This window comes from Flavobacterium sp., assembly GCF_036405015.1.
In the GTDB taxonomy this organism is placed as follows: domain Bacteria; phylum Bacteroidota; class Bacteroidia; order Flavobacteriales; family Flavobacteriaceae; genus Flavobacterium.
Map to the genome: position 1 here is coordinate 1 of NZ_DASWYK010000130.1, position 12292 is coordinate 12292.

12 protein-coding genes and 1 pseudogene are annotated in these 12292 nt (G+C 32.2%); 9 read left to right on the forward strand and 4 right to left on the reverse strand.

Translation table 11 applies throughout. The features are described 5' to 3' along the window. The 4 genes from VGE71_RS09980 to VGE71_RS09995 all read left to right on the forward strand — a co-directional run. Window positions 1-338, forward strand: a 338-nt coding sequence (locus VGE71_RS09980; protein WP_331138199.1) for an ABC transporter ATP-binding protein, incomplete at its 5' end; no start/stop codon positions are given. After that, window positions 338-2035 (forward strand): LIC_10190 family membrane protein, encoded by a 1698-nt coding sequence (locus tag VGE71_RS09985; RefSeq protein WP_331138200.1) that lies wholly within the window; start codon window positions 338-340, stop codon window positions 2033-2035. The genes VGE71_RS09980 and VGE71_RS09985, both read left to right, overlap by 1 nt. Continuing rightward, window positions 2028-2792: a TIGR02757 family protein gene (locus tag VGE71_RS09990; protein ID WP_331138201.1), complete on the forward strand. Its 765-nt coding sequence runs from the start codon at window positions 2028-2030 to the stop codon at window positions 2790-2792. The genes VGE71_RS09985 and VGE71_RS09990 overlap by 8 nt, the downstream gene beginning before the upstream one ends. Before the next feature lie 102 nt (window positions 2793-2894). Then, on the forward strand, window positions 2895-4244 hold the full coding sequence (locus tag VGE71_RS09995; protein WP_331138202.1) for a DEAD/DEAH box helicase: 1350 nt from the start codon (window positions 2895-2897) through the stop codon (window positions 4242-4244). 113 nt (window positions 4245-4357) lie between these two features. Here VGE71_RS09995 and VGE71_RS10000 read toward each other — a convergent pair whose 3' ends face one another. Continuing rightward, on the reverse strand, window positions 4358-5470 hold the full coding sequence (locus VGE71_RS10000) for a lactonase family protein (RefSeq protein ID WP_331138203.1): 1113 nt from the start codon (window positions 5468-5470) through the stop codon (window positions 4358-4360). A 250-nt stretch (window positions 5471-5720) separates the two neighbouring features. Here VGE71_RS10000 and VGE71_RS10005 point away from each other — a divergent pair, with 250 nt between their 5' ends. From VGE71_RS10005 to VGE71_RS10020, 4 genes are all read left to right on the forward strand, one after another. After that, complete coding sequence (locus tag VGE71_RS10005) at window positions 5721-7649, forward strand: BatA and WFA domain-containing protein (RefSeq protein ID WP_331138204.1); 1929 nt, start codon at window positions 5721-5723, stop codon at window positions 7647-7649. 154 nt (window positions 7650-7803) lie between these two features. Further along, window positions 7804-9054 (forward strand): dihydroorotase, encoded by a 1251-nt coding sequence (locus VGE71_RS10010; RefSeq protein ID WP_331138205.1) that lies wholly within the window; start codon window positions 7804-7806, stop codon window positions 9052-9054. 5 nt (window positions 9055-9059) lie between these two features. Continuing rightward, on the forward strand, window positions 9060-9386 hold the full coding sequence (locus VGE71_RS10015; protein ID WP_331138206.1) for a hypothetical protein: 327 nt from the start codon (window positions 9060-9062) through the stop codon (window positions 9384-9386). A 135-nt stretch (window positions 9387-9521) separates the two neighbouring features. After that, complete coding sequence (locus tag VGE71_RS10020) at window positions 9522-10166, forward strand: alpha/beta hydrolase (protein WP_331138207.1); 645 nt, start codon at window positions 9522-9524, stop codon at window positions 10164-10166. 129 nt (window positions 10167-10295) lie between these two features. Here the strand turns inward: VGE71_RS10020 and VGE71_RS10025 are convergent, their stop codons facing one another. From VGE71_RS10025 to VGE71_RS10035, 3 genes are read right to left on the reverse strand one after another with little or no spacing between them, the layout of a single operon-like run. Next, window positions 10296-10721, reverse strand: coding sequence for a hypothetical protein (locus tag VGE71_RS10025; protein ID WP_331138208.1), 426 nt, complete (start codon window positions 10719-10721; stop codon window positions 10296-10298). Between the two features lie 46 nt (window positions 10722-10767). Continuing rightward, window positions 10768-11271 carry a hypothetical protein gene (locus tag VGE71_RS10030; RefSeq protein WP_331138209.1) on the reverse strand — a complete coding sequence of 168 codons (504 nt, stop codon included), beginning with the start codon at window positions 11269-11271 and terminating at the stop codon, window positions 10768-10770. A 12-nt stretch (window positions 11272-11283) separates the two neighbouring features. Then, a complete protein-coding gene (locus VGE71_RS10035) occupies window positions 11284-12048 on the reverse strand; it encodes an MBL fold metallo-hydrolase (protein ID WP_331138210.1) in 765 nt (254 codons plus the stop codon). 89 nt (window positions 12049-12137) lie between these two features. On the opposite strand from VGE71_RS10035, the pseudogene VGE71_RS10040 reads away from it, so the two are divergent. Further along, window positions 12138-12292, forward strand: a pseudogene (locus VGE71_RS10040) (TonB-dependent receptor); the annotation flags it as partial.

Sequence of the window (12292 nt, forward strand, 5' to 3'; positions counted from 1 at the left end):
TTGCAGGTAAAAAAACTTCAGAAACTGAAGCTGAAGCTAAAAAATTGCTTTCTTTTTTAGGACTTTCACATCGTATCAATCACAAACCTAGCAAACTTTCTGGAGGAGAACAACAACGTGTTGCAGTTGCAAGAGCTTTGATTAACAAACCTGATGTTATTTTTGCTGATGAACCTTCTGGAAACCTAGACACTCATTCTGCAGAAAACCTGCATCAGTTATTTTTTCAGCTTCGAGATGAATTTGGGCAGACTTTTGTAATCGTAACTCACAACGAAGAATTAGCCAATATGGCTGACAGAAAGTTAGTAATGTCTGATGGACAAATAATTTCGTAATGCTCTTAATTGCAATCAGCTGGATTTATATTTTATTCACAACCATTAATTTAGGTTTGGGTTTTGACAAAATAATGGATCTAAAAAACAAAGATTTTGTCACGACATCGATTCTTGGATTATTCTCTGTTACTATTTTAGCCAGTATTTGGGCCATATTCGGGAGAATACATATTGAATTTCATATTGCTTTAGTTGTATTGAATATTTTTTGCATTCTAAAATTTCGCAATGAAATCACCAATCTTTACCAATCATTTTTTTCTAATTTTAAACAACTAGAAAGCAGTTTAAAAGTCTGTTTAATTATTATCGCAGTTTTAATAATTGCACAATGCGCTTCTGTCCCATTCGTAATTGACAACGAATCCTACTACATTCAAACTATAAAATGGCTTAATGAATATGGTTTTGTCAAAGGACTTGCCAATCTTCATTTGTTTTATGGTCAAACCAGTGGTTGGCATATCACTCAAAGTGTTTTTAATTTCTCTTTCCTATACAAGAACTTCAATGATTTGAGTGGTTTTTGTCTGCTTTTAGGGAATATTTTCGCCATTCAAAAACTTAATGAATATTATAGAAATAGCAATAAAAACTATCTGATTGTTGGTTTAGTTCCCTTATTCAATATTTTTTTCTTTCAGTTTATCAGTGCACCTTCACCCGATATTCCTGTTTATATCATTTCTTTTATTTTGTTTTTTTATTTTTTAGAAAATTTCAAAAACACAACTGTCGAAATATTCAAACTTGTTACGGCATTAGTACTTTTTTTATTATACATAAAAAACACAACTTTAACTTTTGCCATATTTCCAATCATTTTATTAGGCCTTCATTTTAAAACTATTTCCAAAAACCTTTTAAAACCAATAATACTAACAATTTTGATTGCTGCTATATTTGTTATTAAAAATATGATTATTTGTGGTTCGCCGATATTTCCTTCAAAAATTAATGTCTTAACAACAAATTATGCAATTCCCGATGTAATAGAAAACTTTTACTACGATCAGGTTAAGTATTACGGTTTCTTTTTAACGGCAGAACAATATCATAAAATGAGTGTTTTTGATTTATTCCTTCATTGGCTTTCGATGCCAAAACTGAATGGTTTATTTAATAAAATCAGCATTCTTTTAATAGTAATTGTACCCATTTTTATTTATAAATATCAAAACAAAAAAGCGATATGGCTTCTTTATTTCATAATGCTTTTACAACTGATTTTATTAGGTTTGACATCGCCTCAATATCGATTTTTCATGAATTTCATATTGTTCTTTTCTCTTTTTTGTTTTGTTTGCCTTTTTTACAAAAAGAAAACAATTGAAATCTTCCTTATTTTTTCGATATTTATTACTGGTTTTGTTTTATTGTTCCCTATTACTCTTAATGGATTTTCAAACCATAAATTCATGCTTGAAATAAGTAATTTTTCGATAAAAAACAGTATCTCTCCATATCAAAATTCAAAAAGTAACACTTCCTTTGAAACCATTCAATTAGGAAATTTAAAATATAATTCTCCAGTAGAAAATGACTTTTTCTGGGCAAATGGCGACGGGAATCTTCCTTGTGTAGATAAACAACAGCTGGATTATTTTGAAAAATACTATCATGTTATTCCCCAAATGCGCACCAACGATTTAAAAGACGGATTCTACTCTAAAGAAATTAAAACAAATGAATAAATCAGAATTAAAAGAATTTCTAGACGAAAAAGTCATCCAATATAACAATCAGGATTTTATTGAAAGTGATCCTGTGCAAATTCCGCATCTTTTTACTCAAAAGGAAGATATTGAAATCGCAGGTTTCTTAAGCGCCTCGATTGCTTGGGGAAACCGTAAAATGATCATCAAAAATTCACATAAAATGATGGAATTGATGGGCAACACACCTTACGATTTCGTTATGACACATTCTGATGAAGATTTGGCGAAACTGGAAACTTTTGTGCACAGAACTTTCAACGGACATGATTTTGCTGGTTTTATAAAAGGACTAAAAAACATTTACCAAAACCATAACGGACTTGAAAATGTTTTTGCTAAAAATCAGGAAAAAGACAGTCTGCAGAAAAGTATCAGCGAATTCAAGAAGATATTTTTTGAAACCGATCATTTGGCACGAACTCAAAAACACATTTCAGATCCGCTGAATAATTCGGCTGCCAAAAGGATCAACATGTACCTGCGTTGGATGGTGCGCCAAGATGCAAAAGGAGTCGATTTAGGCATTTGGAAAAGTATTTCTCCATCCGTTCTATCTTGTCCATTAGATGTTCATTCTGGAAATGTTGCTCGCAAACTTGGTATTTTAGAACGAAAACAAAACGATGCCAAAGCACTCGCTGAATTAGACAAAAAACTTCGTGAAATGGATGCTTTAGATCCTGTAAAATACGATTTTGCTTTGTTTGGACTAGGCGTTTTTGAAGGGTTTTAATATTGAAAATTAAATAGTTAGATTAATAAATTATCAGATGATTTTAAGAATTTGATAAACAAACCATGAATTTAACGTACATTTGCACAAAATTTAAAGCAAATGAGCACTTTCGAAAAATTTAATCTTCCAAAATCATTACAAAAAGCAGTTGACGAATTAGGATTTGTTACGCCTACTCCTATTCAGGAAAAATCTTTTTCTGTAATCATGTCTGGACGCGATATGATGGGAATTGCACAAACTGGAACTGGTAAAACATTTGCTTATTTACTGCCTCTTTTAAAGCTTTATAAATTTACGCATACCAATACTCCAAAAATTGTAATCTTAGTTCCAACTCGTGAATTAGTAGTTCAGGTTGTGGAAGAAGTGGAGAAACTGACTACTTATATGTCGGTTAAAACTCTAGGAATTTACGGAGGTGTAAACATCAATACGCAAAAGAAAGCCGTTTACGAAGGAGTTGACATTTTAGTAGGAACACCAGGACGTACAATGGATTTGGCACTAGATGCTGTTGTTCGTTTTGACGAAACACAAAAACTAGTAATTGACGAGTTTGACGAAATGCTGAATCTAGGTTTCAGACCACAACTGACTTCGCTTTTTGCTATGATGAAAACCAAACGTCAAAATATTCTGTTCTCTGCAACGATGACAGACGAAGTAGATGATTTACTAAATGATTATTTTGATTTTCCTGAAGAAGTTACATTGGCTGCATCGGGAACTCCCCTTGAAAAAATTACACAGCTTACTTATAACGTACCGAATTTCAATACTAAAGTAAATCTTTTAAAACATTTACTAGAGAACGACGAAAGTATGAGTCGTATTTTGGTTTTTGTAAACAACAAAAAGATTTCAGATATGCTTTTCAATCGTATTGATGAGCTTTTTGAAGGACAATTTGGTGTCATTCACTCGAATAAATCTCAAAATTATCGTTTGAGCACAATGGCTGAGTTTCAAGAAGGAAATCTTCGAGGCTTAATCACAACCGACGTTATGGCGAGAGGTTTGGATATTTCGAATATTACTCACGTAATCAACTTCGAACTTCCAGAAGAACCAGAATTGTACATGCACAGAATTGGTCGTACAGGTCGTGCAGATGCAACGGGAACTGCCATTAGTTTTGTTACTCCAAGAGAAGAAGAATTCAAAATCGAAACAGAACTTTTAATGGACCAGGAACTTGAAATCGCTGATTTCCCTGAAGAAGTTGAAATCTCTGAAAAGTTAATTGAAGCAGAAAAAGACAAATTACCTAGAAAGTTTTTATTAAAGAAACCAAAACTAGAAGGAGACGGCGCTTTTCACGAAAAATCTAAAAAGAACCAAAAAGTTAATCTTGGAGGTCCTTCAAAAACCAAAAAGAAAACGCACGGTTCTGTTAATAGAAATATGTTGAAGACAAGAAACGAGAAGAAAAAGAAAAATAAATAATTTTTCTTAGAGACAAAGGTTCAAAGGAACAAAGTGACAAAGTTAAAGGCTCAAAAGTACAGGTTTAAACCTCTGTAACTTTGAGCCTTTGTAACTTTGTCACTTTTTAAAAATTAATTTTTCGTAAAAACCAATCCAACCGGCGAACACAATTGAATTCTTCTTCCTGTATCTGTGATTTTTCCTGTTGCGATATCTCTCTTAAAAATAACTATATCATTAGTATATTGATGCCCAACTAAAAGGTAATTTCCTGTTGGATCAATTGCAAAATCTCTTGGTCCTTTCCCCGAAGTACTTTGTTGTTCTACCAATTCTAAGCCTCCCGTTTTAAGAACTTTATAAACTGAAATAGCATTAGCATCTACACGATCAGATACATACAAAAAGTTTCCGTCAGGAGAAAGTTTTATAGCCGCTGCTCCTGTTCCGCCTTTAAAATCTTTTGGTAAAATACTTGTTTCTGCAATTACTTTTAAACTTCCTGTTTTATCCCAACTTAAAGTGGTCAAAGTTCCATCTAACTCTTGAACTAAGTAAACAAATTTTCCGTCTTTGCTAAAAGTTAAATGTCTTGGTCCGCTTCCAGGTTTTACATCAACACTTCCTTTTAAAGTCAGCATTTCGTTTTTAGAAGTTGGATTATATTTATAGATAAACACTTTATCCAAACCTAAATCATTTGAAAGCACGAACTTTTTGTCTGGAGAAAAAACAACCATGTGCACGTGCGCTTTTTCCTGACGCGCTGCGTTTGGTCCTTTTCCTTCGTGCTGAATCAATTGCTGTACTTCTGTAATGCTTCCGTCAGGATTTTTCTTGAATACTACAATACTTCCACCAGAATAATTGGCAACAATTACATTTTTATCATCATTGATCAAATGACAAGGATCTGCTCCTAAAGCATCATTTTTATTCAAAAAATTTACTTTTCCAGATGGAGAATCATATGAAAAAGCACTTACAGTACTTTGTGTTCCATTTTCATTCACTGCGTAAATAAATTTATTATCAGCAGAAACAGATAAATAACTTGGACTTACAACATTCTCAGAAGAATTCTTCAATTTATAATCGCCGTTTGTAGCATCGAATTCGTAAACATAAATTCCGTTGCTTTGGCAAGTATTAGTGTAAGTTCCAACCAACAAGTTGAATTTATTTTGAGCTTTAACCGTGGTCAATGATAAAGCTGAAAATAATACTAAATATATTTTTTTCATAGTTTGTTTTTTTGAATCAGCTAAAATAAGCAATAATATCGTTTAGAAGTACCATCTTAATTCCAAGAAATTACAAAAATTACATTTTTTTCTTAAACCATATAAGTACATATAAGTTATATAAGCTATCCTTTATTCTTTTACTTATAATCTCTAATATGAACTTATATGGTTTAAATAATTTTTAATTCGTATTTTTGACCAGCATCTTCGCGAAAAACAAAACGTAGTGAAGTAAATCGAAGCCAGAATGCATTTTAAACATCCCGAAATTTTATACTTTCTGTTTTTATTGATCGTTCCTATTTTGGTTCACTTATTTCAATTAAGACGATTTAAAACTTCCTATTTCACCAATGTTCGATTCTTAAAAGAACTTGCTATTCAGACTCGTAAGAGTTCTAAAATCAAAAAAAGACTTTTATTAGCCACGCGTTTACTACTCCTCACTTGTGCCATTATTGCATTTGCACAGCCTTTTTTTGAAGCCATTGACAGCAAAAATGCTTCAAACGAAATGTATATCGTTTTAGACAATTCATTTAGTATGCAGGCAAAAGGAAAAAAGGGAGAATTACTAAAAAGAGCCGTTCAGGAATTACTCGAAAACACTCCAGAAAACACGCAGTTTTCACTTTTGACCAACACCGAAAATTTTTGGAATACTGATATTAAATCGTCTAAAAGTGCTTTACAAAATCTAAAATACAGCGCCACTTCTTTTGATCTTTCAGCCATTACAGCAAAAATTAAAGCACATAAATCGTCTCATAAAAAAGACATCGTGATTATTACAGATGCAGTGGGTTTGAAAGAAAAAGACATTGCAACTATGGATTTCGAAGAAAAACCATATTTCATAGTTCCAAAAGCAGAACAGAAAAATAATGTTTCTATTGATAGTGTTTACATCAATCAGACTTTGGAAAACTTCTATGAAATCGGAATTAACCTTTCAGCTTACGGCGAAGATTTCAAACCAGTTTCTACAGCACTTTATAACCAAAACAAACTGATTGCCAAAACGATTGTTAATTTTGATGCGAAGAAAAAGAAAATCAATTTCACGATTCCAAAAGAAGCTTTTCACGGTTATGTGGCAATTGAGGATAATGGTTTAACTTATGATAACAAATTGTTTTTCAGTATTTCTAAAAACAAAAAAACAAACGTAATCAGTATTGGCGAGCCAGAAAAAAGCAATTTCTTATCGAGAATATATACTTCTGGCGAATTCAACTATAACAATTATTCAATTAGTTCTTTAGATTACAATAGTTTAGAAAAGCAAAACACAATTATTCTAAACGAATTAACTGATATTCCGCAGGCATTACAGACAACTTTAAAAGCTTTTGTTTCTAAAGGAGGAAATCTAGTTGTAATTCCGTCTGAGAAAACTTCGATTTCCAATTTGAATACATTTTTAAGCAGTTTTGGAAAAATTCAATTCGGAAATCTAGAAACCAACAGTAAATTAATCACTAAAATTAATTTTGATCATCCTTTATTTTCAGGAGTTTTCGAAAACAAAATCACGAATTTCCAATATCCGAAAGTGAATAGTTCGTTTGCTGTTTCAAGTTCTTATCCGGCTGTTCTTTCGTTTGAAGACCAAACAGCTTTTGTTACGGCAGTTCAAAGTCAGGTTTCTGGAATAACTGTTTTTACAGCGCCAATAAATAGTACCAATTCCAATTTTCAGCAATCGCCTTTAATTGTTCCTTTATTTTATAAAATAGCACAGAACAATCAGAAAACTGGTGTAAATGCTTTGACAATTGGAAATAATCAGCCTTATTTTGTTGATGTTTTATTGACTAAAGATGCAATCTTAGAAGTAAAAGGAACGGATGATTCCTTTATTCCGATTCAGCAGATCTTAAACAATAAAGTCAAATTAACCTTCAATGATTTCCCAGAAACAGCTGGAAATTATAGTGTTTTTGATAAAAAAGAATGGGTTGAAAATATCAGTTTCAACTACAAAAGAACCGAAAGCGATTTGAGTCAGGTAAACACCAATGTAGTTTCTGATTTTAAAACTGCCGATACAATTTCAACCATTTTTAATACCTTACAAACAGAGCGAACAGACAGCCAAATTTGGAAATGGTTTGTTATCTTTGCACTGTTATTTTTAGCATTAGAAATAGCAATTATAAAATTTGTAAAATGATTTTTCACCATTAAGACATTAAGATTATTAAGTTTTTTCTTTATGATCTTACTTTAAATGTCCAGAGAATTAAGTCCCTCGCTTTATGAACTTAATTTCTTAATGGTAGAAATAAAAAAACATTTAATGTTTGAATAAAATAAATATCCAAAATATGAAACTAATCATCAAAAGCGCCAAAATTATCGACTCAAAAAGTCCGTTTCACAATCAGACTGTTGATCTTTTAATTGCAGATGGTGTAATAGAAAAAATAGGAGTTTCTCTTCCTCACGATAATGATGAAACGGTTGTAAGATTTGATAATCTTCATATTTCTCAAGGCTGGTTTGACAGCAGTGTTTCTCTTGGAGAACCAGGTTACGAAGACAGAGAAACCATTGCAAACGGATTAAATGTTGCTGCCAAAAGTGGTTTTACAGCAATTGGATTACAGCCTAATTCTTTACCAATTATTGACAATCAGTCTCAGGTAAGTTTTGTGAAAAATAAAGCAAATGGTTTTGCAACGGAAATTTTCCCAATCGGCGCTTTAACTAAAGCCAGCGAAGGAAAAGATATGGCAGAACTTTTTGATATGAAAAATGCTGGAGCGATCGCTTTCGGAGATTATAACAAAAGTATCGATAATGCTAATATTTTAAAAATCGCTTTACAATACGTTCAAGATTTCGACGGATTGGTAATTGCATATTCGCAGGATCCAAACATAAAAGGAAATGGCGTTGCGAATGAAGGAATTGTTTCAACCAGATTAGGTTTAAAAGGAATTCCAAATTTAGCGGAAGAACTACAAATTTCAAGAAACTTATTTTTATTGGAATATACAGGGGGAAAACTTCATATTCCGACTATTTCTACAGCAAAATCGGTGGAATTAATTAGAGAAGCTAAAGCAAAAGGTCTACACGTAACGTGTAGCGCATCTGTACATCATTTGGTTTTAACCGATGAAAAACTAGACGAATTTGATACTCGTTTCAAAGTAACACCACCATTAAGAACAGAAGTTGACAGACAAGCTTTACTAAACGGAATTGCTGACGGAACAATTGATTTAATTACCTCTGACCACAACCCGATTGATATTGAATTCAAAAAAATGGAATTTGACACCGCTAAAAATGGGACAATTGGTTTAGAAAGTGCTTTTGGAGCTTTATTGACCGTTTTACCTGTTGAAACTATCATAGCAAAATTAACAGCTAGAAATGTTTTTGGCTTGGAAAACACTACAATTGAAGAAGGTGCAAAAGCCAATTTGACACTATTTACACCTGAACATAAATCAACTTTTACAAAAGAAAACATTCTTTCAAAATCTAAAAATTCTGCTTTCTTAGGAGCTGAAATTAAAGGTTCTGTTTACGGAATTTTCAATCAAAATCAATTAGTTACAAAATAATACAAATGAATAATTCAGTCGAAGAAGGAAAACCAATCGCAATAACGAGTTACATTCTAATTATTGGTGTTTTGATCGCCATGAGTATGAATTCTGAAAACAAAAACAGTTTTGCTTCTTTTCATATCCGTCAAGCTTTAGGTTTGTCACTAACTTTTATTTCTTTAGGAGCAATCATCAGTAATTTTGATAGTTTTTTTATCACTTTTCCAATGTGGATTTGTATTTCAATTCTATGGACTTTCGGTATTTTTAACGCTATTCAAGGACAAATGAGACCCATTCCTCTAGTTGGAGAATTGTTTCAAAAATGGTTTCGTAAAATTGGTTAATATTTAAAATTCCAAATTCCAAAACTGAAACGCTAAAAAACTTTGTCAAAGTTTGAAACTTTGACAAAGTTGAGAACTGAAAACCGAGACTGCGACTGAGACTAAAAATCCACAACTTACAATTCACAATTAAAAATGAATCTATCTTTAGAATATAAAATAAGAGAACCAAAAGTAATTTTAGATAAAAATCCATTATTACTTTTATTACATGGATACGGAAGTAATGAAGAAGATTTATTCTCATTTGCCTCTGAACTTCCTGATAATTACTATATTATTTCTGCAAGAGCTCCTTATGATTTACAATATGGCGCTTATGCTTGGTACGCTATCAATTTTGACGCAGACCAAAATAAATTTTCAGATAATGAACAAGCTAAAATTTCGAGAGACAGAATCGCTTCTTTTATTGATGAATTAGTAGCAAATTATCCAATTGACGCTAATAATATTACTTTAATCGGATTCAGTCAAGGTTCGATTTTAAGTTATGCAACAGCGCTTTCTTATCCAGAAAAAATTCAGCGTGTTGTAGCAATGAGTGGTTATTTTAATGAAGAAATCATAAAGGAAGGCTTTGAAAACAACGATTTCAAAAACCTGAAATTCTTCGCTTCTCACGGAACTGTAGATCAAGTCATTCCGATTGAATGGGCTAGAAAAACTCCAGCTATTTTAGAACAATTAAATATTCCTGTAGTATATAGAGAATATCCTGTTGGTCACGGAGTTGCTCCGCAGAATTTCTTTGACTTTAAAAATTGGCTGTTGAGTTAGTATTCAGTCGCACTTTTCAGTCGCAGTCACAGTTTTTAGTTTAGAACGTAAATGTATTCTCCAAAACTTTGTCAAAGTTTGAAACTTTGACAAAGTTATACTGAGAACTGCGACTGAAAACTGTAAACTTTATTCTCCCGTATAAAGAACCTTTCCTCCTTTTTTCAAGACATATCCTTTCCATGGAATTAACTGCCAATCTCCGTTAATCCAAGAATCGCCTTCCGATTTTCTTTCTAAAATGATGGATTCTTTTTGAGTATCTAAGAAAAGTTCTGCTTTGTTTCCGTCAAAAATTACGTAAGATGCAGTTGTATACGTTTTTTCGTCATCAGCATGTGATAACTTAGTACCTTCAAAAATTCGGATACATTCTTTTTTAAGTGTTGACCAAGTATAACCAGCCGAAGCTTTACATCCGTGAGCATCAGAATCACCCCCTGCAACGGTTTCTTTTTGCGGTTCTTTTGGAGTTGTGTTTCCATTTTCATGAGAAACTTTTTTAGCGCATGAAAACGCGCTTGCCATAATCAAAAACAAAAACATCTTTTTCATAATCCTATTTATTTAAAGGTCAAAAAAAAAATAGGATTAAAAAATCCTATTTTTGATACAACCAAGTTTGATTTACTTCAAATGTAATATTATCGTCGTTATCTACAAAGTATTTTAACAAGACTTCCCCCCATAATTCACCATTGCTGTAATCTGCAATAATCCATCTGTGGTTTAAAATTTTAACTTTGTTGATGATGAATTTCTTTCCGTCCATCATATCCTGACCTGTATAAGGATTCCCTTTCGGATTTGAATTGAAATCTAATAACTTTTCAGTTACAACTGGAATTAGTTTTTCATACAAAATTACTTTTCCGCCAGAAGCGCTGTTATCAAAGTAATTTTGAGCATTTTCATTATGTTCTAGAGAAAAATAATCTGCTTCAGCTAATTTTGTTTTAACTAAACTGATGCTGTCTCTTAATTTCTTAGTTGTTTTATCGTATCTATTCTGTGCAAATTTTACTTCTCCGCTATAAAACGCATATGTAAAAACGTTCATCAAAACAGCCAGAATAAAAAGATAAAGCATTAAGGATTTTTTCATTGTGTGGTATAATTAAATTGTAATTTCTAAATTATCGTAAGCCAAAAAAACATTTTCCGGAAGTGTTTTCTGTACTTCTTCATGAAAACCTAAAACATGACTTATATGTGTCAAATAAGCTTTCTCAGGTTTTACAAGGTTAATAAAATCAAGTGCTTCTTTAAGATTAAAATGCGTATCATGAGGTTCAACTCGTAAAGCATTTACAACTAAAACTTTTAAACCTTTCAGTTTATCAATTTCAGATTGTTCAATTGTTTTTACATCTGTTAAATAAGCAAAATCATCAATTCGATAACCAAAAACCTGCAATTCGCCATGCATTGCATTTATCGGAATTGCCATTTTATCTCCAACAGCAAAAGGAACATTATTATGAACCTCTATAGTTTTTACGCTTGGTGCGCCTGGATATTTATTTACGGTTTCGAAAACATAATCGAAACGGCGTCTCAAATTATCCAAAACTCGCTGATGTCCGTAAATTGGAATTTCACCTTGTCTGAAATTAAAAGGACGAATGTCGTCTAACCCTGCAGTGTGATCTGCATGCTCATGCGTAAAAAGAATTGCATCTAATTTTCGACATCCGCAGGAAAGCATTTGTTGTCTAAAATCGGGACCACAGTCAATTACATAAGAATGCTCATTCCATGTAATCCAGATGGATACACGAAGCCTTTTATCCTTAACATCAGTGCTATTACAAACGGGATGATCGATTCCGATAATCGGAATACCTTGAGAAGTACCTGTACCTAAAAAATAAACCTTCAATTGAACTTAATTTTTTTACAAAAATAGATTATTTCTCTTTCATTAGACTCCTAATTTACTAACTTTGTAACAAATCTATTTAAAACAAAATGGGTACAGAAATAAAACTCAAAGGTGACAAGGTCATCGAACAGATTCCTTCTATAAAAGACAAAGCTTTACGCATTAATTTAAACGAGAATATTTACGGAACATTTGCTGAAATTGGCGCTGGACAAGAGACAGTTAGACATTTTTTCAGATC

Bases quoted from the DNA above. Each gene is read 5' to 3' on its own strand.
- VGE71_RS09985 (WP_331138200.1), top strand. From the start codon at position 338: ATGCTCTTAATTGCAATCAGCTGGATTTATATTTTATTCACAACCATT.
- VGE71_RS09990 (WP_331138201.1), top strand. From the start codon at position 2,028: ATGAATAAATCAGAATTAAAAGAATTTCTAGACGAAAAAGTCATCCAA.
- VGE71_RS09995 (WP_331138202.1), top strand. From the start codon at position 2,895: ATGAGCACTTTCGAAAAATTTAATCTTCCAAAATCATTACAAAAAGCA.
- VGE71_RS10000 (WP_331138203.1), bottom strand. From the start codon at position 5,470: ATGAAAAAAATATATTTAGTATTATTTTCAGCTTTATCATTGACCACG.
- VGE71_RS10005 (WP_331138204.1), top strand. From the start codon at position 5,721: ATGCATTTTAAACATCCCGAAATTTTATACTTTCTGTTTTTATTGATC.
- VGE71_RS10010 (WP_331138205.1), top strand. From the start codon at position 7,804: ATGAAACTAATCATCAAAAGCGCCAAAATTATCGACTCAAAAAGTCCG.
- VGE71_RS10015 (WP_331138206.1), top strand. From the start codon at position 9,060: ATGAATAATTCAGTCGAAGAAGGAAAACCAATCGCAATAACGAGTTAC.
- VGE71_RS10020 (WP_331138207.1), top strand. From the start codon at position 9,522: ATGAATCTATCTTTAGAATATAAAATAAGAGAACCAAAAGTAATTTTA.
- VGE71_RS10025 (WP_331138208.1), bottom strand. From the start codon at position 10,721: ATGAAAAAGATGTTTTTGTTTTTGATTATGGCAAGCGCGTTTTCATGC.
- VGE71_RS10030 (WP_331138209.1), bottom strand. From the start codon at position 11,271: ATGAAAAAATCCTTAATGCTTTATCTTTTTATTCTGGCTGTTTTGATG.